This window comes from Anaerostipes faecis, assembly GCF_910574135.1.
In the GTDB taxonomy this organism is placed as follows: domain Bacteria; phylum Bacillota; class Clostridia; order Lachnospirales; family Lachnospiraceae; genus Anaerostipes; species Anaerostipes hominis.
Map to the genome: position 1 here is coordinate 17485 of NZ_CAJSYK010000026.1, position 23360 is coordinate 40844.

Annotated in this window: 27 protein-coding genes and 5 pseudogenes; 3 read left to right on the forward strand and 29 right to left on the reverse strand. The window is 43.2% G+C overall.

The window, feature by feature from the left end; translation table 11 throughout:
• Positions 1-31 precede the first annotated feature (31 nt).
• The 12 genes and pseudogenes from QGT46_RS14060 to QGT46_RS14115 form a co-directional block, all read right to left on the reverse strand.
• Entirely contained in the window at positions 32-181 is a 150-nt protein-coding gene (locus tag QGT46_RS14060; protein ID WP_301591315.1) for a hypothetical protein, read from the reverse strand.
• Positions 178-546, reverse strand: a complete 369-nt coding sequence (locus QGT46_RS14065; RefSeq protein WP_148458757.1) for a helix-turn-helix transcriptional regulator — start codon at positions 544-546, stop codon at positions 178-180. Before QGT46_RS14065 ends, QGT46_RS14060 begins: the two co-directional genes overlap by 4 nt.
• Before the next feature lie 77 nt (positions 547-623).
• Positions 624-1181 carry a CDP-alcohol phosphatidyltransferase family protein gene (locus QGT46_RS14070; RefSeq protein WP_148458756.1) on the reverse strand — a complete coding sequence of 186 codons (558 nt, stop codon included), beginning with the start codon at positions 1179-1181 and terminating at the stop codon, positions 624-626.
• An 18-nt stretch (positions 1182-1199) separates the two neighbouring features.
• Positions 1200-2258, reverse strand: a complete 1059-nt coding sequence (locus QGT46_RS14075) for a tyrosine-type recombinase/integrase (RefSeq protein ID WP_024727543.1) — start codon at positions 2256-2258, stop codon at positions 1200-1202.
• A gap of 186 nt (positions 2259-2444) precedes the next feature.
• Positions 2445-3464 (reverse strand): alpha-hydroxy-acid oxidizing protein, encoded by a 1020-nt coding sequence (locus tag QGT46_RS14080; protein ID WP_148458755.1) that lies wholly within the window; start codon positions 3462-3464, stop codon positions 2445-2447.
• A gap of 43 nt (positions 3465-3507) precedes the next feature.
• Positions 3508-3888 (reverse strand): annotated as a pseudogene (locus tag QGT46_RS14085) (MATE family efflux transporter); the annotation flags it as partial.
• Between the two features lie 9 nt (positions 3889-3897).
• Positions 3898-4818 (reverse strand): DNA/RNA non-specific endonuclease, encoded by a 921-nt coding sequence (locus tag QGT46_RS14090; protein WP_024727546.1) that lies wholly within the window; start codon positions 4816-4818, stop codon positions 3898-3900.
• The gene (locus QGT46_RS14095) at positions 4815-5228 is read right to left on the reverse strand and encodes a hypothetical protein (RefSeq protein WP_148458754.1); all 414 of its coding nucleotides are present in this window, start codon (positions 5226-5228) and stop codon (positions 4815-4817) included. The genes QGT46_RS14090 and QGT46_RS14095 overlap by 4 nt, the downstream gene beginning before the upstream one ends.
• 21 nt (positions 5229-5249) lie before the next feature.
• Entirely contained in the window at positions 5250-6605 is a 1356-nt protein-coding gene (locus QGT46_RS14100; RefSeq protein WP_148458753.1) for an MATE family efflux transporter, read from the reverse strand.
• Between the two features lie 193 nt (positions 6606-6798).
• Positions 6799-7227, reverse strand: a pseudogene (locus tag QGT46_RS14105) (site-specific integrase); the annotation flags it as partial.
• Positions 7228-7314: 87 nt separating this feature from the next.
• The gene (locus QGT46_RS14110) at positions 7315-7461 is read right to left on the reverse strand and encodes a helix-turn-helix domain-containing protein (protein ID WP_081723830.1); all 147 of its coding nucleotides are present in this window, start codon (positions 7459-7461) and stop codon (positions 7315-7317) included.
• Positions 7401-7631 (reverse strand): annotated as a pseudogene (locus tag QGT46_RS14115) (hypothetical protein); the annotation flags it as partial. The pseudogene QGT46_RS14115 and the gene QGT46_RS14110, both read right to left, overlap by 61 nt.
• A 241-nt stretch (positions 7632-7872) precedes the next feature.
• Here QGT46_RS14115 and QGT46_RS14120 point away from each other — a divergent pair.
• From QGT46_RS14120 to QGT46_RS14130, 3 genes and pseudogenes are all read left to right on the forward strand, one after another.
• Positions 7873-8058 (forward strand): annotated as a pseudogene (locus QGT46_RS14120) (transcriptional regulator); the annotation flags it as partial.
• Positions 8059-8290: 232 nt separating this feature from the next.
• Positions 8291-9103 carry a helix-turn-helix domain-containing protein gene (locus QGT46_RS14125; RefSeq protein ID WP_301591321.1) on the forward strand — a complete coding sequence of 271 codons (813 nt, stop codon included), beginning with the start codon at positions 8291-8293 and terminating at the stop codon, positions 9101-9103.
• 6 nt (positions 9104-9109) lie between these two features.
• Entirely contained in the window at positions 9110-9649 is a 540-nt protein-coding gene (locus QGT46_RS14130) for an MFS transporter (RefSeq protein ID WP_301591323.1), read from the forward strand.
• A 242-nt stretch (positions 9650-9891) separates the two neighbouring features.
• Here the strand turns inward: QGT46_RS14130 and QGT46_RS14135 are convergent, their stop codons facing one another.
• The 17 genes and pseudogenes from QGT46_RS14135 to QGT46_RS14210 form a co-directional block, all read right to left on the reverse strand.
• On the reverse strand, positions 9892-10167 hold the full coding sequence (locus QGT46_RS14135; RefSeq protein WP_148458750.1) for a hypothetical protein: 276 nt from the start codon (positions 10165-10167) through the stop codon (positions 9892-9894).
• A 32-nt stretch (positions 10168-10199) separates the two neighbouring features.
• Entirely contained in the window at positions 10200-10391 is a 192-nt protein-coding gene (locus QGT46_RS14140; RefSeq protein WP_003434344.1) for a DUF4177 domain-containing protein, read from the reverse strand.
• Between the two features lie 303 nt (positions 10392-10694).
• On the reverse strand, positions 10695-11075 hold the full coding sequence (locus QGT46_RS14145) for a GNAT family N-acetyltransferase (protein ID WP_148458749.1): 381 nt from the start codon (positions 11073-11075) through the stop codon (positions 10695-10697).
• 144 nt (positions 11076-11219) lie between these two features.
• Positions 11220-11936, reverse strand: a complete 717-nt coding sequence (locus QGT46_RS14150; protein ID WP_148458748.1) for an SAM-dependent methyltransferase — start codon at positions 11934-11936, stop codon at positions 11220-11222.
• A gap of 33 nt (positions 11937-11969) precedes the next feature.
• Positions 11970-12029: pseudogene (locus QGT46_RS17555) on the reverse strand (hypothetical protein); the annotation flags it as partial.
• Positions 12030-12057: 28 nt separating this feature from the next.
• On the reverse strand, positions 12058-12684 hold the full coding sequence (locus tag QGT46_RS14155) for a TetR/AcrR family transcriptional regulator (RefSeq protein ID WP_148458747.1): 627 nt from the start codon (positions 12682-12684) through the stop codon (positions 12058-12060).
• A 536-nt stretch (positions 12685-13220) separates the two neighbouring features.
• Positions 13221-13841: an AAA family ATPase gene (locus tag QGT46_RS14160; RefSeq protein WP_137328650.1), complete on the reverse strand. Its 621-nt coding sequence runs from the start codon at positions 13839-13841 to the stop codon at positions 13221-13223.
• A 107-nt stretch (positions 13842-13948) separates the two neighbouring features.
• Positions 13949-14881: a bifunctional riboflavin kinase/FAD synthetase gene (locus QGT46_RS14165; RefSeq protein WP_024727555.1), complete on the reverse strand. Its 933-nt coding sequence runs from the start codon at positions 14879-14881 to the stop codon at positions 13949-13951.
• A 10-nt stretch (positions 14882-14891) separates the two neighbouring features.
• Positions 14892-15782 carry a tRNA pseudouridine(55) synthase TruB gene (truB, locus tag QGT46_RS14170; RefSeq protein WP_148458746.1) on the reverse strand — a complete coding sequence of 297 codons (891 nt, stop codon included), beginning with the start codon at positions 15780-15782 and terminating at the stop codon, positions 14892-14894.
• 8 nt (positions 15783-15790) lie between these two features.
• Positions 15791-16735 carry a DHH family phosphoesterase gene (locus QGT46_RS14175; protein ID WP_148458745.1) on the reverse strand — a complete coding sequence of 315 codons (945 nt, stop codon included), beginning with the start codon at positions 16733-16735 and terminating at the stop codon, positions 15791-15793.
• 11 nt (positions 16736-16746) lie between these two features.
• Positions 16747-17097 carry a 30S ribosome-binding factor RbfA gene (gene rbfA, locus QGT46_RS14180; protein WP_034549369.1) on the reverse strand — a complete coding sequence of 117 codons (351 nt, stop codon included), beginning with the start codon at positions 17095-17097 and terminating at the stop codon, positions 16747-16749.
• A 23-nt stretch (positions 17098-17120) separates the two neighbouring features.
• Positions 17121-19457: a translation initiation factor IF-2 gene (infB, locus tag QGT46_RS14185; RefSeq protein ID WP_148458744.1), complete on the reverse strand. Its 2337-nt coding sequence runs from the start codon at positions 19455-19457 to the stop codon at positions 17121-17123.
• Positions 19458-19471: 14 nt separating this feature from the next.
• Positions 19472-19786, reverse strand: coding sequence for a L7Ae/L30e/S12e/Gadd45 family ribosomal protein (locus tag QGT46_RS14190; protein WP_034549372.1), 315 nt, complete (start codon positions 19784-19786; stop codon positions 19472-19474).
• On the reverse strand, positions 19776-20045 hold the full coding sequence (rnpM, locus tag QGT46_RS14195; protein WP_024727560.1) for an RNase P modulator RnpM: 270 nt from the start codon (positions 20043-20045) through the stop codon (positions 19776-19778). Before rnpM ends, QGT46_RS14190 begins: the two co-directional genes overlap by 11 nt.
• 18 nt (positions 20046-20063) lie before the next feature.
• Positions 20064-21152 (reverse strand): transcription termination factor NusA, encoded by a 1089-nt coding sequence (gene nusA / locus QGT46_RS14200; RefSeq protein ID WP_148458743.1) that lies wholly within the window; start codon positions 21150-21152, stop codon positions 20064-20066.
• A gap of 18 nt (positions 21153-21170) precedes the next feature.
• The gene (gene rimP, locus QGT46_RS14205) at positions 21171-21635 is read right to left on the reverse strand and encodes a ribosome maturation factor RimP (RefSeq protein WP_009289623.1); all 465 of its coding nucleotides are present in this window, start codon (positions 21633-21635) and stop codon (positions 21171-21173) included.
• Positions 21636-21789: 154 nt separating this feature from the next.
• A complete protein-coding gene (locus tag QGT46_RS14210; RefSeq protein ID WP_301591334.1) occupies positions 21790-23265 on the reverse strand; it encodes an ATP-dependent helicase in 1476 nt (491 codons plus the stop codon).
• Positions 23266-23360 lie beyond the last annotated feature (95 nt).

Genomic DNA, 23360 nt, shown 5'->3' on the forward strand with positions numbered 1-23360 from the left:
TCTCCAATCACATCAATATATTCTTATTCTATCATATATCCTGTTCCGGAAGTACTTCATCTTCCCCATGCGTAGAAAGTTCTTTAATATCACAGATGAGAGATATACGAAACAGCTTCTGTACTGTCTTCTTCCTCTTGGTATAAGAAATCAGTATCCATTCGTTATCAGAGTCTGTCAAGAATCTTCCTCCATGAATTCAAAGCCGTTCACCGCAGACAGATCGATCAATTTGACCACAGTTTCCTTTTTCAGTAGATTGCCTTCTTTTCTTCCAATTCTGCATGTCTTTCCAATCAGCTGCCGGAGCAGGTGAAGGTCCTTTGGTTTTGCTTCTTTCGTGACAACCTCCACTTCATTCCCTGTCAAATCATCCAGGCTGATATGGTACAGCTTTGCAAGTTCCGCCGCTTTATCTAAGGATGGCATTCCCTGTCCGCACTCCCAGTTAGAGATGGTCTGCCTGGTAACGGATAAAAAATCTGCCACTTCCTGCTGGCTGTATCCCTGTTTCTTTCTAAGTTTTAATAATTTTTCTTCTATCATACAAACGGTGCTCCTTTCTGTGCCATCATTATATTGAATCCCACAACAAAGTGCCAGCAAATCTGTTTGGAACTTTGTCAAATTTTTTTGGCAAGCCTGAAAAACACAGGAAGATAGTACAGTCCTGTAGCAGTTATCATGCCTCCGCACAGGATCATCAGAAAGATCTGGACGGCCCTTGGCATTCCGGGAAACAGGAGGAAAAATCCCATGCTCCAGTAGGTGATCATGGTAGCTGCCTTGCCTATGAAGGCTGCCCCGTCCAGTTTTTTTCCATTGAGCTTCATGGCGGTCAGGTTGCCCAGGAGCATATACAGTTCTTTGACAATAAAAACGAGAAACAGGTACTGGAAACCATGGATTTTGCGGATCAGGCAGAAGATCACCGCGCCCAGGGTCAGTTTGTCAGCCACAGGGTCCAGAGCCTTGCCAAGCTCCGTGACCTGGTGAAGCTTTCTTGCGGCAATTCCATCAAAGAAGTCCGTGACACCTGAGAGAATGAGCACAGCCAGGGCCTTGTATGTATCTGTCACAGAATGCGCGTTGATATAGAGATAGATATACGCAGGGACCAGCAGGATGCGGAAGTATCCCATAAGGTTTGGTATTGTAGAAAGTTCTTTTTTCTGAAACATTTGGATGGCTCTCTCTTTCTAGTTCTTCTCTCTTAAAGTCACTTTCTTTGCCGCCTGTCTCCGCTTCGTGTCAGACATGGCAGAATAGTGTTTTCTTGTAGTATTCACATCGTTATGCCCCAGGACTTCGGCCACCAGGTAAATGTCATCGGTTTCTTCATAGAGGGCTGTTCCATAGGTGCTCCTAAGTTTATGAGGAGTGATCTTTTTCAGCGGCGTCACCTGTTTTGCATATTTTTTTACAAGGTTCTGCACAGCCTGAACCCCGATCCGTTTCCTCTGCATGGAGTAAAACAAAGCATTCTCATGCCCTTCCCGGGGGATTATTTTGCTCCGGGAGCCTTCGATGTACTGAATCAGTGCGTCTGCCACTTCCTCCCCGAAATAAACGGTCATTTCTTTCCGGCCTTTTCTAATCAGGTGAAGTCCGTTGTTCTTAAAATCCACATCGTTCATATCCAGTCCTACCAGCTCTGAAACACGGATTCCGGTTCCGAGAAGCAGGGTTATAATAGCCAGATCCCGTTCTTTTGTTTTTTCATAGTACATCCGTTTCTGTCCGGTTAAATTATCGCCGCCTCTCTCGATAAAGTCCAGCAGGGAGGCAACCTCATCCGCCTCCAGACGGATGATCTCCTTTTCATGGATCCTTGGCATATCCACCAGCAGAGTTGGGTTTGTCTTGATCAGCTGGCGTTTATAATAATAGGCATAAAACGTTCTCAAAGAGGACATTTTGCGGAAAATTCCCCGTTCTGTGTTCTGCATCCGTTTGTCATCGGACACATAGGTTTTTAAATACTCCATATATTCTTCCAGGTCCACTGATTCAATCCTATCCAAATCTTCAGGTTTGAAATCCAGTACCGTATAATTTTTGTATACTGGGTTTTCATCCATCAGAAAGTGGAAAAACACCCGCAGGTCGTACGCATATGCGATCCGGGTCCGTACCTGGGTCGTGGTATCGATCGCCCGGAAAAATTCCTTTGAAAAAGGAGGCAGTGTCCGGATCAGTTCTCTTAACTTTAAGGTCTGCTGCACGCTCAGTTCATCGTAATAAGATTGAGGTTTCATAATGTCTTTAAACTCCTTTCCGTGTCAAGCGTTCTGAAAATTATTATAGCACAAACAGGACAAGCCCGCTTCAACAACATAAAAAGACCCAAGTACAGTCGATTATGCTATACTTGGGTCGGAAAAGACGATATATAACTGGTGACGGCTATACATGAGTCTTGTTATTTAAGACAAGCCAAATGATCAGAGACAGCGGATCATATCTCTTGTGATCTCCTCCAGAGAATTTGCACCGCACATGGCCATGGTATCCTGAAGCTCTGCTCCTATTTTCTCAATATATGTATGGACACCCTCTGCTCCGCCTCCATACACGGCGGTCACAAACGGACGGCATATGATGACCCCGTCTGCCCCTAATGCCAGTGCCTTGAAGATATCGGCTCCGGAACGCAGTCCGCTGTCAACCAGGATCTTTATAGAGCCGTCTAACGCTTCTGCGATTTCCTCCAGCACTTCTGCCGTGGCCGGGCACTGATCCAGAACACGCCCCCCGTGATTGGACACAACGATGGCTGAGGCACCCGCCTCCTTCGCTTTTAGCGCACCCTTGACCGTCATGACACCCTTTACGATGAAAGGAAGTCCGGCTTCTTTAATGATCTCTGTCAATTCTTCCGTCGATTTTCTTCCGGCGGGAGGCGTCATATTTTTTAAGAAAGGAAGCCCGGCTGCGTCCACGTCCATAGCCACCGCAAAGGCACCGCAGCTGTGAACCTGAGAAAGCTTCTCCCGTACCGTCTCCAGATTCCATGGTTTTACTGTGGGCACACCCATGCCGCCGGCTGCCTTGATGGCCTGAGTGGCTGCCGTCATCACTTCCGGATTGACTCCGTCACCGGTAAAAGCGGCAATCCCCGCCTGTGCACAGGCCGAGACCAGGACCTCATTGTAGGACACATCTGTGTATTTATCGCCATAGTGAAGATTCACAGCGCCTACGGGACCGGCAAAAAACGGATAACGGAATGTCTGTCCAAATAACTCAAGTGCGGTGCTCACCGGCTGGTTTCCAGACAGGGTATCCATATTTACCCGTATCTCCTGCCATTTCTGGTAATTGCGGATAGCTGTGTCCCCTGATCCTTTTGCTCCCGGTCCCGGGATCTGGCTGCCGCAGGCTTTTCCGTTGCACACAGGACAGGCCTTGCAGTAGGCCCCCATACAGGTTCTGGCTGAAGCCAGCAATTCTTCATAAGTCATATGTTCCTCCAATCTGTATTTAAAATGTGATACCATTTTATCATCAGGCACAGGAAAAGGCAATCAACTCTCTGCGAAGGCTGAAAGCCATAAAAACAGTGACCGCAGCTGCCAGGATGATAGGAAGAAAACAGATCCCCTGTCTGCAGGTGCCTAGGATAAAACCCTCTTTTGCCTTTCCAAGGGCGAGGTAAAGGGAGGAATACACTGTATAACACCCAAACACAAAAAATGACAGTCCGTTTGTCCTCAGTGCTTTCCGTCCCACATCAATCATGACAAGGTCATCCTTTGTAAACTGGGATATGGTGGATGCGGAAAACAGGGCAACGGACAAACCAAAGATGACACAGAAAACGGTTGACCATAGGACCATGGTCCGGATAGCCTCATGCAGGCGGTCATACTTTTGTCCTCCCTCTGATTTAAATCGTTATCTTTTCGCTTTTCTGTATCCTGCCTGCTGTGCTTCCTTTTCACTCTGGAACTTCACAAGATACTTAGAGGATTTCATTTTTTCATAATCTCTCTGCCCAGGACAGTGATAAACTTTGGACCTGGAATTACCGCAGATATAACTTGAGGTACTTTCATGACTGCTTTTTTCGGAAGATGTTCTCTTTTGGCCGGATACCGCTTTTGATGCCGTACTCTCACCTGTTTTGTAGTCAATGGATATACCTGGCTGCACATTATATACAAAGACATTAAACTCTATTGCTTTTCCTTTATCCTCCACGGATTTCGCTTCCATCTGAACACCTTTTGCTACCAGATCCTTCTTTTCATAGACCGGAGTGACCCGGTACAGAACATGGTTTCCGGTTTCCTTTACGTAGTCGGCCACCATGTCTTCAAACGGCAGCATTCCGTCCACGTTCATGGCTCTGGTTCCTGTGATGAGATTCTTTTCATTTGCATTTTCTCCGGTGAGCTGATAACCGATCAGATGGCAGCGGTTATAGAGATACTTGCCGTCTACACTGCTGTATTTAACGGTATGCCACCCCGTGGGTTTCACCATTCCGATGGCTCCGCGTTTTTTTGTGGGCATGATGTCTTTTCCGATGTTTGCTTCGGCTGTGCCGCATCTGCCCAGAGAATCCAGTTTACTGTAGGACTCGTAGGATTTGGATTTTAAATCCTTTGAAGAAAAATCAGGGCTGTTGTTATTTAGCTCCACATACATTTTGCCTGAATAGTCGGGGATATTGTCTATGGACACATTCTGTGTTTCGGTCTTTACCGTCATTTTGACAGCTGAACCGGATTTGTCAGCTGCCTGGCACGCTCCAAGGCTGAGTGCCAGGATCAGGGTCAACAGTGCGGCTGAGATTCTATTTCGCAGTTTCATAGTGATGGTTTCTCCTTTGTATATCTTTCTTTTGTGATGTGATGGGTGGATCCTTCAAACTCCTCGGTTTCTTCCAGATGCCATGCTGACAGATCCAGGTCAAAATACAGGTCTGCCGGATAGATCTTATTCCAGCGGAATAGGATCAATTCTTCAATACGGTCTTCATATTCCTTTACCGGACAGTCTTCCACCAGACAGTAATCCCCGGTGTCTGGCTTTTCTAAGAAATCATCGCAGACCACAGCATTTGGGATATCTTCATAGAGCTCATAGGTGTAAGAGTTCATATATAATCTGGTGTCCTTTACCATGTCTTTAATAAAAGCCCTTAGCCCACGGTCCTGGCTCTGCCTTCTGCAATGGAATAATAGGCCGTTTTTGTCGTCCAGACAGGTGATCAGTTTCATGACAGGTTTTCTCCTTTCTCTCTAGGCAGCTTCTTCCCTTGTGACCTTGGTGATCCACTTCCAGCGGTGCAGCCTTATGAATACAGGGATTGCCTTATAAAGCTGATCCCATTTCAGCAGGAAGAAGACAATGATCGGGGGCAGATGCAGGACAAACGCGGCAAAAATGGAGATCGGCAGCAGGATCAGCCACATGCTGATCAGGTTCATTTTCATGCTGAAGCTGGTGTTGCCTCCTCCGCGGATAATACCGTTATCGCAGGACATCTGATATGCGGTCCCAACAGTTGTCACCGACAGTATTGCCATAAACTGCATGGAAAGTGCCTTTGCCTGCGGGGAGATCTGATACAGGGACAGGATCGGTTCACGGATCAGGAAAATGGCCAGTCCCGATAAAATGCCGATGGAGAGGAATAAAATCTCCAGGGTTTTTACCATAGGTTTTATATTCTTTTCTTTTCCCTCCCCGATGGTCCATCCGATCATGATCCCTGAGGCGCTGGCAGAGCCGTAGACCACCACCGTGATGATCTGAAATACAATGGTGGCAATAGAGTTGGCCGCAATGGCCGGGGCTCCTAAATGGCCGAGCACCCCGGTCTGCGCCATCTGGGCAAGGCCCCATTGTGCCTGGCTTGTGAGTACCGGAAGTGCGGTCCTTTTATAGTCTCTGATGTACGACCGGTCGATGAATACTAGCTTTTTTAAGGTCAGGTTCAGGGAATGTTCCTTGTATTTTAAATACCAGATCACGATCAAAAGTTCCACCGTGCGTGAACAGAGCGTCGCAACGGCTGCGCCCCGGATACCCAGCTCCGGAAATCCAAAATTGCCGTAGATCAGGCATGAGTTCAGGATAATATTCAGGATCAGCGTAGATGCTGAGATGATATATCCTATTTTAACGATCCCGACGGATCTCAGGGATGCCGTCAAAATATTAGTCACTGTAAACATCAGGTAGGTAAAACAAATAATCTGCAGATACTTCACTCCTTCTGCAATGACAGCGGCGTCATTGGTGAGAAGGCCCAGGATCTGTCCTGGGAAGAACAGAATCAGCAGAAACATGACTGCAGCAATACCGCCGCCGAAGCGCACTGTGGTCCCGATGGTATGTACGATGGGCTCAAACCTGTCTTTTCCGAAATACTGGGTTCCCATGACCACTGCCCCTTCCGAGGCACCCACCACCAGCATCTGTAAAAAAAACTGTATCTGGTTGCACAGGGCCGAGCCGGACAGAGCCGTCTCACTGTAGGAACCAAGCATCAGGTTATCCGCCAGATTGACGCCGTAGGTGAGCAGATTTTGCAATGCCAGCGATAACGTCAGCAGAGCAAAGGTTTTATAAAAAGATTTTTCAGATATCATAATAATACTCTCATCTTTCCTTGATAATTATCTTTATTATACCAAAAAGCAATCAAGATATCTTCATTATTTTGTATAAATTTAAATTATTTGATAGTCTCATTATAATGAATGGATAGAAAAATGATCCATGATAACGTCTCATGGATCATTTATTCTGCTTGTCTTACTTTTGAAAAGAGTATTAACATTTTCAAAGAAAGCTTATTTTTAAATTATCCCAGCTTACCAGTCTTTCCAGTTCCGCTTTTGCAGATTGAAATGTACCGTGTGCATAATAGCCAAGTGTCATGGTTATGTTAGCGTGTCCCATGAGATATTGCAGAGTATTAGGGTTCATTCCTTTGTTTTCCATATTCGTACAATAGGTATGTCTGAATGAATGAGGTGTGATGTTCGGTAACTTGTTCTTTAGTATTCTTTGGAGTGCTTGATAAGCTCTTTCTGCCAATGGAAGTTCTCGTTTTCCGTTCTTTGTTTTTGGAGTATCAATATAGTAGCCGATTTCGCTATCTCTTAATAGCTGGTGGTCTATATTGAGTATTCTGTTCTGCATATCAATATGCGTTGTCAATCCACAAAATTCAGAAATATGAAGTCCCGTTTCTAACAGAAGCACAACCGGTGAAAGCGGTATGCTTTCATGTAAAAGCAGGGTGCAGAGCAGGAAAGAGGGGATTGAACAAATCATGCTCTACGTTACTGCTTGTTATTCTTCTTCAATTTCTAAGGCAATATCAAACCCTAAAATCATTTTGATAAGTGCTTCTCGGATAAGTCCTTTTAACTCCATATCTACAACAATATAAACATTACCGTATTCATCATAGAGTGGACGCAAACAGCACTTTGATATGAATTGTGTCGGTTTTGAAAAACTCCACTTCTGAAAATATTCTGTTTTTTTGCAATCTCGGTGTCACTCATGTCCAAGAAATAGTACATCAGTAAATTTTCACAGTTACGTTCGGACAGCTTTTTCAAGGCTTCTGCCAATTCATCATCACAAATACGAATATCATTACCGCCTTTCCGTTATGACGTGAAAAGTGTTTATCCCTCTTTCCGCACCATATAGGGAATGGCAGGTATGATTTGTTAAGTTGAAACCAGAAAAAATCGAAAAAACTTTTTAATAAAATGAAAACAGCCCGTGTGAATGTAAGTACACAAACGGACTGCTTTGTAAATGTTATTGATATGAATTTTATATTCTTGTAAAGGGTATAATGATTGTAATACTGGACTGAAATATTTCTTCAGTTGATTCCATGATTTAGTTACCATGTTCAATATATCGGTTGATGAATATTTCTATCCGCCAGAGAAAGTTGGCAAAAGTACAGCTCGCCGTCAGATAGAAACATCACTTGATTTATTGAGTGATAACGAATTAAAAATTATTCAAGGTACGATTGACGGTATCTTGAACAGCAGGGAGAATAAGAAGTAATCAGCTTCTTATTTTCCCTATTTTCCTTTTAGCTATGTTTCTTCAAGAATTATTTGTTGATGTGCTTTGCAGGAAACAAATAAGAGCCGACAATCTACAAGTTACATTAACCTATAAATTATCGGCTCTGCGTCTTTGCGTCTGGCTCTTGATTTACACTCGATAAGGATAAAAATAGATATGTATCGGCAGGAGCATAGATTTTCTCCTGCCACGCCTATATTTAGGCGGTTTGACGTGTAGTACGCTTCATATTTCGGACAATTGTACGCAAGAGAATATCGCCAAAGCTTCCAGCGTTTCTCTTTCTTCTCTACAAAAGCTGTTCCGGTATGTCTTCGACCATAGTGTCAACGAGCATATTACCAAGAGAAAAATGACACTTGCTGCGGAAGAATTGCTTTCTGGAACTGCTTCTGTGGCAGAGTTAGCAATGAAATACGGATATAGTTCCACAGAAGCCTTCAGCCGGGCTTTCCACAAGGTGAACTGCTGTCTTCCTTCCGACTACCGGAAAGGATACGGCGCCCAATCAGCCTTCAATCCGCCTACTCTCAGTGAAAAAGGCGTTAGTTGGGAAGCACCTGCCCTCATTGAAGCTATGCACAGTATGGAGGACTGTTTTGTAATCTGTTTTGATATTGCTGGGATGATACAGATCAATGAAATATCATGGGAAGCAGGAGATCAGGCTTTGGTGAAGACAGCCCAACTAATTCATGCGCACAAGACGGACTCGATGCGGCTGTTCCGAATTGGCGGTGATGAATTTGCTCTTGTGACACCATTCGACCGCAGTGAGAACGCCGAGCGTCTGGTAGCCTCCGTGCTTGCCCACAACGGAGAGCCATTTCTTTATAAAGGGCAGTCGATCCCTCTGCGCTTGTGGGGCTGGTATGACAGAAATACAGCAGTCAGCGTTTCGTCTGATCCAATGAGCCTCCTTCATGACCAAATGAAGCTATTCAGCGGTTACATAAGCGACCGTTTCCAGCACAAGAAGACACTTGCATTCTGTGGTTACGCAACAGGCGTACTTTACTAAATCGCCTTGCTGTTTGCCGGCTCTTGGACAGGAATTCTGTCTGCAAGAGTCATAGACCGCTTTGGAAAAGGGGTAAGAACAGCACCGAGAGATGTAATGGTCGCAGAGAGCGCTGATAAAAAAAGTATGGGTAAGGCATTTGGCATTCACAAAATGCTGGATATGGCAGGATCGGCTGTCGGTATTCTGTTGGCATTCCTGCTCGTAAGGAACATTGGAAACAATGGATACAAAACGGTGTTTGCTGTTTCAATTATTCCGATTGTAATTGCATTACTTCTCTTTTTCTTTATTCATGAGAAAAAAGAAAAGCATGAAACAGCACAAAGGGAATATTTTTGGAAAAACATCTTCAAACTGGGCAGTCGGCTAAAGCTTTATCTGTTTGTAACTTTTCTGTTTACTCTGGGAAATTCTTCAAACAGTTTTCTACTGCTCCGTGCCGCAGATATCGGATTTGACAGCAGCAATACCATCCCGCTTTACTTCATCTATAACCTGACGGCTTCTCTTTTGGCGATTCCTTGTGGAAACCTGTCTTTCTGATTTTTGTAATTTATGGCGTGTTTACTGCCATGACAGCAGGTGTGGAACGGGCATTCATCGCGGAAATTGCTCCGCCGCAGTTAAAGGGGACGATGCTGGGGCTGCACTCCACCCTTGCCGGGATTGCCTTGCTGCCTGCAAGTGTAATTGCTGGGCTTCTGTGGGATGGAATCGGGGCTTATGAGCCTTTTGTATACGGCAGCTTGATGTCCCTATTCTCCGCTGTCATTTTGGCAACAAAACTACGACAAACACCTAAAGCGATAAGTTGAGTTCTTTTCTATTACAAAACTAATTAAAGAAATTAAACTTTTTTTCTTCGTAATCTTATAAATATATTCTTCTGGTATAGGGCGTTTATTCCCGAAGATCTTTTTAAAATTTGCCTGCACCTCCGGATCTGTGCTGTTCATAGCTTCATCAATCGTTGCTTCAATATCAGCTCGTACATCAGCATACGATAAACCGCCAGCTTTTGCACCAGCTTTCAATGCTTTTTTAATATCTCGTTTTTCAATCCTATCATTAGAACCAACTCCCTAAAATAAAGTTAATCTTCTTTTTCAAAAATTAAATCTATCTTTCGCATACAGCCTTTTGCGTCAATTTCTGTGGGTACAAACCCTGCGTAGTGATACCCCGTTTTTGCGTAACTGTCAATAATTTCTTTGTGTTTATCAGTACAAAGGAATACAACTCCTTTCGCATTATAGTTAATTTCTACATACTCATATTTTTTCATTCTTCAAAACTCCTCGTATAATAAGTTTGTAAGCAAGAAAAACAGCTTACAGACTTATTCTTTTTTTGTTAGACAGAAGGATAATTCTAAACATCCTTTCCGAAGATTCTTCTTCCATAATGCTGGCTCATCCATTCTCTGTCTATTGGTTAATAAGTTACTTTATAGTCATGGCCCCAGATGTTACAATAAGGTTCAAAAGAACTGTAGCTATGGTCACTGCTTTCAAATACAAACTTATCTTTGGATTTATTGACTTTTACAAACTGGGATTTGTTTATTCTTGAAGTCAAAAATCAGCACTTACTCTTTCTTTTTTATCATGTAAGATTGTAAGCTCTTTTGACAGCCATTCTTTTCATAAAATGCTTCTGCTTCCGGCTGTGCGCCAAAATATAATAAGGTCGGCGTGTTCTCTTTTGCAAGCTCAAGAAGCCTGCTTCCAATCCCCTGTTTTTGATATTGTGGAAGAACAAGTAACTCTGTAATTGTTCCAAAATAGTAACCGTCGGAAAGAATACGCAAACACCCTACTAATTTTTTATTGTCATAGGCTGTTATATTCAGTGTTTTAGACAATGCTTTCTTTGTCTGTTCCATTTCATAATCACCTTGCCATACTTGATTGACAAAAGAAATAAACATTGATACATCAAGGTCTTTATCGTCTACTTTGTAGTCCATTACTGTTCCTCCAAATTCTAATTTATCAATTTCGTATCTTCTTGCATTCTTCTATTTTCAAATCATTACCCTCAAAGATAAAATTATTGATGTCAATCGATAAACATATTAGAACGCAAATTATAGTGTCTGGTTCTAAAGAATTTATCTTTTTTGTAGAATTATAGCAATAAAATTCAGATAATCTCCACCGCCAGCTTCTATTGCTTTACGGTCATTTATTGCATATTCATTATTTTGCTTTATCCAATCCGACCAAACTTCCGAATTACTTTCCATTTCATATATTGAAATTAAATCTGCCTTTTTACAATGACTAATTATGTTAGACCAATATGTTATATCATGTATATAATCAAGTTCTTCTGGTGTCCATGATAACAATAACTCTTCTGGAAGTTTGTCATGGCAATCTTTCTTCATGCCAGGAACTGTGATATAAACAAACCCACCTTTCTTAACAAATGGAAGCAATTTTTCATCTAAATATATAGGGTCACGTCCAAAATAATTATATGAATCTGTACTTACTACAGCATCAAAAAACTCTTTCTCAAATTTAAGTTCATTGGCGTCAGCTTTTACAGATTTAATTTGTGCAGAAGATAACCCCATTTTTTTGAAAAATTCTTCATTTTCTTTTGGCTCACTCCATAAGTCAACTGCAAAAACAACAAATCCATATTCTTTTGCAAGAAATACAGAAGTTAAACCTTGTCCACTTCCAAGGTCACAGACATAGCTACCAGACGGGATTTTATGATTTTGTAATAGTTCCTCTTGTAATTTTATAGGATTCGGTCCCATAATTTTTGTCTGTAAGTCGGGTGTAAAATATTTTTTACTGCGAATATATTCCATTTTCTCATCTCCGTTATTGTAATATTTTAATAGTTAATATTTGTGACTTATAACAATATTCATTTTGAGTTTCTCTGCTGAAATTAAAAAGTTATATTTGCATTTAGGACAGAATAAAGGATTATTTTACTTTCTCATTTATAATATATTTCTTGACAAATTGTTTAACGTGTGTAGTTAATTGAGTTTTTAAATCCCAACAATTTTCAACTGCATCTGCTACACTTATCCATAGAAATAATGGCGCATAATATTCAATAGCAAGCTGTTTTGTATCACACTCTTGAAGAACACCTTTTTCAATCATTTCATTAAATATATCTTCTATATAACTGATAGGACCATTTACAAGACATTTTTGATAAAGCATATTCATTTTTAAATTTCTATATTGCTCTAGTATTAACATTTTGCGAAAATTAGACGCAAATTCATCAGTCACCCAAAAATCGTATTGTGCAAGAGTAAATGTTATTAGACTTTCAATAGTTGTATTTCTGTATGCATTAGGGGTTACCTCTATTGTGCTTTCTGGTAATTGATAATCCTTAGCTCGCTTATTATCAATTTGATACATACGTTCTACGATACAGTCAAAAATATCTTGCTTATTTTTATAATGTTTATATAATGCTCCTTTTGTCATTCCCAAGGCTTCCGCAATCATACTAACAGAAACAGCCTCATAACCATTCACTGCAAATAAGTGTAGTGCAATTTTTAATATATTTTCTTTTGTGTCAGACATTTACAACCTCCTTCTTTAGTAAACGAATGTTTACTTCTGTAAACCATTATAGTAAACACTCGTTTACTTATCAAGTAATATAAAATGTAGTGTGCCTTTGGTTCATAGGTTGATTTCTCAATCGCTGGTGCTTTGTGCCTTGCACCATATTTCCTACATACATTTCTCTATGCAAAATACTGTTGAAGAAAAGGAACGTCATTTTAGGCGTTCCATAGTCTATGAAATATTCAATTTTTTTCTTATTTCAATACTGATGTGCCGTACCATATCTTTACATATCCAGAAAAACTTGCGTATCAAGTCTCATTCATTGGTAGTAAATTAATGTTTTTGTTTCCTTGAAAATGCTGATAGATACTGTGTTTTAGCGGATAATCAGATTTGTATTGCGTTTTTATACTAAAATGACATATAATTCAAAATTTTATAATATATGATGCACTAGACAAAAAAAGTCCGTGAGAATATCCCACGGACTTTCTTAGATGATAAATGATTGGAAAATGTACAGAGCAATCATAAAATATTTCTGATCACTTCTCTTTTTCTGCGATGACCTGTTTGAGCAGATCCACGGTCTGGTCAATGCCTAGAAGACTGCTGTTGATACAGAAATCGTAGGCTTTGGCATCGCCCCATTTGTTTGAGCTGTAGTAATTATAATAGCTGGCCCTCTGTTTATCCTTCTTTAGAAGAGCTTCCTTGCTTTTGGCTTTCGGGATCTCGTATACTTCTTCGATCCGTTTGATCCTGTCTTCAAAAGGAGCGTGGATAAAAATACTCAGGCAGTTATCAAAATCCTCCAGTGCATAGTCGGCACATCTTCCGACAAAAACACATGGACCTTTGCTGGCTATGTCCTTGATGGTGTCAAAGGCGGCCAGAAATACTTTGTGGTTCAGCGGAAGGTCAAAGGAATTGGCGTTATATCCTAAAGAATATGGGTCCATGACAAGGGAATATAAAAAGCTCGTGGTCGGCTTCTCATCAAAGCTTTCAAAAATCTCCTCACAGATTCCGCTTTCCTTTGCCGCAACTTTTAATAACTCCCCGTCATAAAAAGGAATATTCAGATCCTCTGCAAGCTTTTTCCCTATCAAATGTCCGCCGCTTCCGTACTGTCTTTCAATCGTAATAATCGTTTTTGTAGCCATATGAACCGCTCCCTTCTTTTCAGTAACTTCATTTAAGTTACATCCATTATACCGCATCTTGGGAAAAAAGTACACCCAGGGGCATACCGTATTTTATACGGTTTCTACTACATAAGACCTTCTTTTTTTACCCATTCCCTGGCAAAATCAGCATCTTCCTTCATCTGTTTTGACAGACGCTCCAATGAATCAAACTTCATTTCCGGACGCTTAAAGCAGAGAAGCTCCACAGAAATAGGTTTGTGATAAATATTTTTATCAAAATCCAGGATATAGGTTTCCACGCCCATATGTTTCTTACCTTCAATGGTCGGTTTTACTCCGATATTGCTGATCCCGTAATAGACCTGGTCCTTGATGGTGATCCTGGAAACATAGACTCCGTTGGGCGGAAGCAGCTTTTCAGGATTCGGGATCTGATTGGCAGTGGGAATTCCCAGAACATCCTTGCCCATATGGTTTCCCTTTACAACAGGACCGTAGACGAGGAACGGGGAGGTAAGAAGGCGGTTGGCTTCTTCAATCCTGGCTTCTTTGAGCAGACTGCGGACACGGCTGCTGGAGACAATGCCGCCGTTCAATTCAAGCTTAGGGATCACGATCAGTTTAAAATCATACTCTCTCTGCATTTCCTTTAAGAGCTCCACGTTGCCCTGTCGTTTATAACCAAAGCCGCAGTCATCCCCTACCACAAGAATCTTCATTCCGACCTTTTTGATCAGTATTTCAGTGACAAAATCCCTTGGGGAGAGCTTGGAGAATTCTTTGGTAAAAGGATGTTCGATCAGAACATCCAGTCCTTTTTTTGCAAGTAAACGCTCTTTTTCCTCTTTGGAATAGATCATATGATAGTTTTCTGACTTCAGGGTATTGACCGGGGGACGGTCAAAAGAAAAGACAACCGTTTGATATCCCTGTTTTTTGTATTTCAGCAGCTCGTCAAAAATAAGCTGATGTCCTTTGTGCAGTCCGTCGAATTTTCCAAGCGCTACCACAGAGTTATGAAATTGAAAGTTCTCCGTTTGATGTATGTATTCCATAGTGCTCCTTTCAGTAAAATATTTTATCCGGAAAGTACATGCTCTTTTGGTCTTTCCAGTCATAAATCCCGATGAAATGGCCGTCCTCATCATAGATTTTAAGACGCTGTTCTGTGCTTACAGGCAGTGTAAAGCAATCCTTTTTCAGCGGATTTCCATTATACAAGATCTTGGCATACTGTTTTTTCACTGTGCGTTCAGGAAGATCTGAAAATATCTGCTCCGGAGGAATGACCACCTCCATGATCCTGTTCTCCCTTATGAGTTCTTCGATCTCTTCCAGTGTATGGCTGCCTGATTTATAAAAACCGCTGGCTGCTGTGCGCTCCAGTGCAGTCATGCAGGCTCCGCATTCAAGCTTTTCCCCTATATCGCGTCCGAGACTGCGGATATAGGTGCCTTTGCTGCAGACCACAGTCATGTGGATGTCCGGAAGATCGAGCCTTAAATCGTTGATCTCAAAAATGGTGACAGGGCGTGTCTTCCGCTCGATCACCTTGCCTTCTCTGGCAAGCTCATACAGCTTTTTACCGCCCACTTTCAGGGCAGAATACATAGGCGGCACCTGCTCATAGTCTCCCACAAACGAGAATACGGCGTCCTCAACCTGTTTTTCGGAAACATCGGCCTCTGACTCTTCGGTGACCGTCCCCCATATGTCTTCGGTGTCTGTTTTTAATCCGAGGCAAAACGACGCCCGGTACTCTTTTTTTGTGTCGGTGAGCATGTCGCAGAGCCTGGTTGCTTTGCCCAGACAGACGGGAAGCACACCGGTGGCCTGCGGATCCAGGGTACCGGTGTGTCCTATTTTCTTTTGTTTTATGATGCCTCTGAGCTTGGCCACCACATCGTGGGAGGTAAAGCCGGGCTCTTTGTATACATTTAAGATACCATTTATCATAAGCACCTCTATAATTGTTTTTGGATTCTTGAAAGAACGGTATCGGTCACTTCAGCCAGATCCGCTTTCATGCTGAAGCCGGCGGCACGGACATGTCCTCCGCCCTTAAATTCTTCGGAGATAGCAGCCACGTTTACCTTTCCGTTGGAACGCATGCTGACTTTATATGTGTCAGCATCCAGTGCATATAAAAAAACTGCGGCCTCCACGCCTTTTGTGACTCTGAGCTGGTCGATGATACCGTTGGTATCTCCGGAACCAGCTTCCAGCTGCTTCATCTCTTCGCCCGTAAGATAGGAAAGGATGACCTGTCCGTCTTCATACAGACAGCTGTTTAATAAAGCCTGTCCAAGAACCCTGTTTTGGGTAAATGTCTTTTGGTAAAAGGTCTCGTCGATCACTTTGGAAGTGTCGATCCCCCTGGAGATCAGATCTCCCGCATACTCCATCGTCTGTTTTGTCGTATTGGAATGTTTGAATACACCGGTGTCATGTACAATGCCCGTATACAGACAGTAAGCACAGTCCAGTGAGATGTGTTCAGGGTCAAACAATTCATACAGCACTTCGCAGGTGGCGCTGGCCTGGGGTTTTAAGATATATTCCTGTCCTATGCCTTTGCTGCTGATGTGATGATCAATACAAAACGTTTTTGTTGCATTTTCATACATGGAGATAAACGGTTCGATCCGATCCAGCGAACTGCAGTCTAAAACAAAGAACAAATCATAGCGGACCACTTCTGCCTCGTGTCTGACAGAACCGGCGCCGGAAAGAAACCGGAATTCCGGTGCCGGTGATTCAAGATAAACAGCGACAGTTTTTCCGGGGAAATTATCTAAAATGTACTGCCGAAGCCCCAGACAGCTCCCAATGCAGTCACCGTCCGGGTGTATATGGCCGGTGATGGCAATGGAATCTGCAGCTTCGATGGATGATATGAATTCATTCATGATCGCTTCTCCTATTTGTTCAATTCGTCAATCTTTTTTGACATTTCCACTCCGTATTCAATGGAATCATCCAAAACAAAAGTAATTTCCGGGGTATTTCTGAGATTGATGGAATGAGCCAGTTCTCTTCGGATATAGCCGACAGCGCTGTTAAGGCCTGCTAGTGTATCGTCCTTTGCTTTTTGGTCACCGAGGACACTGATATAGGCTTTGCACTGTTTTAAGTCGGAAGTGACCACGGCATCCACTACGGAAGTCATAGGTGCGATGCGCGGATCTTTGATCTCCCGGCTGATGATGCGGCTTAACTCCCGCTGTACTTCCCCATTGATTCTAGTATTCTTAATGCTGTTCTTTCTCATTGTTTTCCTCCTGTCAAGAAGGCTTATCTAGGGATCTCTTCCATAATATAGGCTTCAATCTGATCGCCTTCCTTGATATCATTATAATTTTCAAGTACAAGTCCGCATTCAAATCCGGTCTTGACTTCTTTTACGTCGTCGTTAAAACGCTTAATGGATGCAAACTCACCCTCATGGAGGACGACTCCGTCACGGATAAGTCTTGCGGTGCTTCCTCTCTGGATCACACCGTCCAGGATATAAGAACCTGCAATAGTTCCAACTCCGGATGCTTTGAATGTCTGGCGTACCTCGGCATGGCCGATCACCTTCTCTACAAATTCCGGCTCCAGCATACCCTTCATGGCTGCCTCGATATCTTCAATGGCATTGTAGATGACACGGTATAACCTGAGATCTACTTTTTCGCCCTCAGCGGCGTCCTTTGCGGCAGGGTCCGGGCGCACGTTGAATCCAATGATGATGGCGTTGGATGCAGAGGCAAGCATAACGTCAGATTCTGTGATGGCACCGACTCCGCCGTGGATGACCTTGACTGCAACTTCCTCATTGGAAAGCTTGGAAAGGCTCTGTTTTACGGCCTCCACAGATCCCTGAACATCCGCTTTTACAATGATATTCAGATCTTTTACGCTTCCCGCCTGGATCTGGTCAAACAGATCATCCAGTGACAGCTGTGATTTTGTCTCAGAGAGCATTTTCTCACGGCCGTAGGCAATGAACTTCTCTGCAGTGGATCTGGCTTCTTTTTCATTTTCCATTGCCATGCAGACTTCCCCTGCAAACGGCACTTCACTCAATCCAAGGATCTCCACAGGAGTTGACGGTCCTGCCACTTTGACACGTTTTCCCTTATCATCGATCATGGCGCGGACTTTTCCGTGGGCGCTTCCTACCGCAATGGCATCTCCAACGTGGAGGGTACCCTTCTGTACCAGCACAGTTGCCACAGGGCCGCGTCCTTTGTCAAGCTCTGCCTCAATGACGATTCCTCTCGCTTTACGGTTTGGATTTGCTTTTAACTCCAGCACTTCCGCGGTCAGGGAGATCATGTCTAAGAGATCGTCGATTCCTTCTTTGCTATGTGCGGATACCGGACAGAAGATCGTTGTTCCGCCCCAGTCCTCAGGGATCAGTTCATATTCTGTAAGTTCCTGTTTTACGCGCTCAATATTGGCGCTTTCTTTATCAATTTTGTTGATGGCTACGATGATCTCAACACCTGCGGCTTTGGCATGATTGATCGCTTCAATTGTCTGTGGCATGACACCGTCATCTGCTGCTACAACAAGGATCGCGATATCGGTGGACTGGGCACCTCTCATACGCATGGATGTGAAAGCCTCATGTCCCGGTGTATCCAGGAAGGTGATGGTCCCGTTGTCCGTCTGTACGGTATAAGCACCGATATGCTGTGTGATCCCGCCGGCTTCACCTGCGGTGACACGGGCAGAACGGATGGCATCCAAAAGGGATGTTTTACCGTGGTCAACGTGTCCCATAACGCACACAACCGGAGGTCTGGTCACAAGATTTTTTGTATCTTCTTCGTCATCATCCTTAAGCAGCTCTTCAATGACATCCACAGTTTCTTCTAATTCCACAATGCGGTCATACTCTAAAGCGATCTCTTCTGCACGCTCAAAATCCAATTCCGTGTTAAGGTTCACAAGGCCGCCTCCGGAGATCAGAAGCTTTTTAATGATATCGTTTGCAGGAATATGGATCGCTTCCGCAAACTCCTTTAAAGTGAGGAGCTCAGGAATCTTTACTGGCTCATTTGGATCATATTCTGGTTTCTTTACTGGATCCGGCTTGATGAAAGCACCTGGTCCTGTCTTTTTCTTCTTCTGTGTATTTTGGTTTTTATTATTGAATTTGTTGTTTCTGTTCTTTCTGTTCTTTTTGTTAAACTTATTGTTTTTATTCTTCCCATTCTGTCCGTTATTATTATTGGAGAATTTCTGAGAATTCTGAGGATTCTCTTTTTTCAGGACTTTCTTATGAGTTCCCTGATTCTGACCCACTTCTTTTTCCTTCGGCTGCCTTTCCGGTTTTTTACCGGCACGGTTCTGATTCTGAGTATTCTGAGGTCTCTGCTGCCCCCTGTTGCCGCGCTGCTGGTCTCTCCCCTGCTGATTCCTTGGCTTTTCCTGGCGGTTCTCTGGTTTATTCTCTTTTTTCGTCGTTTTTTCTTCCTTTTTTACTCCAAGAGCCTTTTCAATGACCGCGATCTGGGAATCTTCTACCGTACTCATATGGTTTTTTACTTCGACATTATTTTTTTTCAAAATTTCTATGATTTCTTTGCTTTGTTTTTTATATTTCTTTGCTATCTCATGGATTCTAGTTTTTGCCATAGATTGCACCTCCATTATTCAATTTTACTATTTTCGAGTTTCCCGCGAATGGCCTTTGCAAATCCCTGATCTTCTACAGCTACCGCCGCACGGAATTCTTTTCCGATGGCGTGGCCCAGTTCGCTTCTGTCACTGAAAAAATACAGCGGCACATGATAGTATTCGCACATATTCTGGTACATCTTTTTCGTATTTTCGGAAGCATCTTTGGCCGCAAGGACCAGATATGCATGGCCGGATTTCACAGATTTTTCTACCGCAAATTCTCCGCTTACCAGATTTCTCGATCGGGCTGCCAATCCGAGAAGAGACAGAATTTTATGAGTCAAGATCCATCATCTCCTTTTCCAGCGCGTCATAGACTTCCTCGGAAATCGACGTCTTAAAAGAACGGTCAAGACCCTTTGACTTTCTCGCTTTTTTCAGGCAGGAGAGAGAACGGCAGATATAAGCGCCGCGTCCGTTGGACTTTCCGGTGGGATCGATGAAGATATCTCCATCCTTGGGCTTCACCATTCTCACAAGGTCTTTTTTCGCTTTTGATTCCTGACATCCAATGCATTTTCTCATCGGAATTTTCTTGTTCATACGATCACATCCTAAATTTTATTCGTCAATATATTCAGATTCTTCTGAAAGGAGTTCTTCCTCCTCAGCCTGAGATTCGCTCTTGATATCGATTTTATAGCCGGTCAGCCTTGCCGCGAGCCTTGCGTTCTGACCCTCTTTTCCGATAGCCAGTGATAACTGGTAATCCGGAACGACAACCTGAGCGCTTTTTTCTTCCACGTCTACCGATACAGATACAACCTTAGACGGACTCAGCGCATTTTCGATGTAGACACAAGGATCTTCATTCCAGTTGATGATATCAATCTTTTCGCCCTTTAAGTCATTAACAATCGCGTTGACTCTGGCACCGTTCATACCGACGCAGGCGCCGACAGGATCTACGTTTTGATCATTGGACCAGACGGCAAGCTTTGTTCTGGAACTGGCTTCGCGGACGATGTTCTTAATCTCTACGATGCCGTCCTGGATCTCGGCTACCTCTTTTTCAAAAAGGCGCTTTACAAGATCCGGATGTGTACGGGACACTAAGATCCGGGGTCCGCGGTTGGTGTCTTTTACTTCTACGATATAAAGTTTGATCCGTTCCGTGGGCTGGAATACTTCGCCTCTGATCTGCTCGGACTTCATCAGGAGTGCATCTGTCTTGTCATCTAAGCTGACGCTGACATTCTCGCCGACATAGCGCTGTACCACGCCTGTGACAATGTCTTTTTCTTTGCAGTAAAAATGGTCAAAAACAACTCTTCTCTCTTCTTCTTTGATCTTCTGTACAATGACGCTTCTGGCGTGCATAGCAGCAATTCTTCCAAAATCTTTCGGAGTAATCTCCACGCGGACGATATCACCCAGCTCATATTTAGGGTCCATTGCTTTTGCTTTGGCAAGACTGATCTGGAGCGCCGGGTCAAAATCTTCCCCGTCTGCGGTTTCCACGACTTCTTTTTCTGCATATACGACAATATCTCCGGTCTCTCGGTCCATATTGACCACCACATTGTCTGCATTTCCAAAGTCTCTTTTGCATGCAGCAACCAGGGAATTTTCAATCGCTTCCATAATGACGTCTTTATCAATATGCTTTTCTTTTTCTAACTGGTTTAATGCATCAATTAATTCACTCATTTTTTCTGTTGTCCTCCTTTAAAAATCTAATGATAAACGGGCGGATGCCACACTTTTTGTTTCAAATTCCTGATCGGTGCCGTCGATCGAGAGAATTATTCTTTCCTTTGAATATTCTTTTAAAATACCGGTAAACTCTTTCTGTTTGTCGATGGCCTTATATAATTTAATGTCCACAGACTGCCCGATACTTCTCTGAAAGTCTTTTTCCTTTTTTAAAGGTCTTCCGAGTCCCGGGGAGCTGACTTCCAGAATATATGCGTCTTTGATGAAATCATCGGCGTCCAATTTGGCCTCCAGTGCCCGGCTGATCAGCACACAGTCATCGATACTGATGCCTCCCTCTTTATCCGCGTAAATCCGCAGATACCAGTTGGCACCTTCTTTTACATACTCCACATCAACAAGTTCAAAGTGGTTTTCATCGATGATCGGTGTCACAAGTTCTTCTGTTTTCTGTTCAATCTCTGCTTTTCCTGCCAAGTTGCCCTGCCTCCTTTTCTGCGCAAACAATAAGAGTGGACTTACGTCCACTCTTTAAGTTAAGCTTTATGTTATTGATAATTATAACACTTTCGTTTACAGAATACAAGGGTTTGTGTCGGAATCTTGTTTTTATCTTGAATCTTGAATGAAATCACAGATCAAACAGCGACAGCTGGGTAGCCTCAGGCTGTTCTTTTCCTGCGGTTTCTTTTGCCGTGTACTTTTGCGGCAGGTCCGCAAGAAATTCAGAAGATTCTTTTCTCGTGAGCAGGATCAGTTCTTCTTTTGCCCTGGTCATCCCTACATAGAACAGACGCCTCTCCTCTTCCTTATCCGCAGGATAAACAGGTGATTCCAGCGGTATGCTGCTCTGTTTTGCGCCGGCGATGAACACGACCGGAAATTCCAGTCCTTTGGACCCGTGGAGAGTCGTCAGGGTGACGGCATCCGACGTATATTCCTTTTCACCGCTTCTTTTTAAGTCTCCTTCTGTTCCCAGCAAAAGATTAGACAAAAAGGATGCCATATCGTTATAAAACAGAGTCATCTTGTACAGGCAGAGAAGGGATTCATCTTCCAAAAGACCGTTCTTTTCCATCCAGAGCTTTAAAATCTTTCCGGGGGACTCCTTTTTTAGAAGCTGTTTGAATTCTTTTTCCAGGCTTCCACAGTCAGGAAAAGCGCTCAGTGCGATCTGGAGAGCCTTCGTGTCCTTTTCATCGAGAAGAAACCGAAAGAATGAAGTCGTACCTCTTACCTTGTCCTCCTCAAGAAAACTGTCCTGCCCTGTGATGACGCATGGAATACTCTCCTGTCTGAGACATTTTTCTATGGCTCTGGCCTGATGGTGGGTTCTGTATAATACGGCAATTTCTCCAAAGCCTCTGGGATGTTCCGTTTTTACGGCATAATTCTGGGCATCCATCATATCCATGCCGCCGGTGAGCCTGTTAATTTCCTTTGCAATAAAAATGGCCTCGGACCAGTCATTTGAGACAGTGACCAGACGGACTGGTTTCCCGGGTTCACGGACGGCCGAAAGACAGCGTTTGTTTCCCGGATTCCGGCTAATCACCTGAAGAGCAGATTCCACGATCTCAGGTGTTGACCGGTAGTTTTTCTTAAGATAAATTTCATACAGGTCCGGAACTTCTTCTTTCAGCCGTGCAAAACATCTGGAATCAGAACCCCGGAAGCCATAGATAGACTGGTCCGGATCTCCGATGACAAATAATTCTTTTCCGTTTTGGTTCCAGGAAAGCACCAGACGGAATTGAATGTCGTTAATATCCTGAAATTCATCTACGAGAAGATAAGAAAACTGTGAGTTTTGTAAAACCGGTGATTCTGTCTGTGAAAGCACATTCAGGAGCAGGTCGTCAAAATCTGTAAGACCCATCTCACTCATAATTTCCTGAAAACAGACTGCCTCCTCTTTCGTCAGGCATTCTTCCATTTGTACATTGTTCTTAAAATTGGATATCTGTTTTAAAAAGTCCTTTGGCTTTTTGTCTGAATCTAAACGGGTCAGTGTTTCTTTGGCGGCTTCGAGGAGTTCTGCTTCATCGGCAAGAATAATGTCCTCACCCTGCTGTTTCAGCAGCTGAAGACAGATTGATATTGTCAATATTAGTTGACACATTTTTCTCAAGCATATCACTGACTATGCGGCCAGTTCCAAATCCTCATAATACTGCCTGCGTTTTATCATAGGTGGAAGCC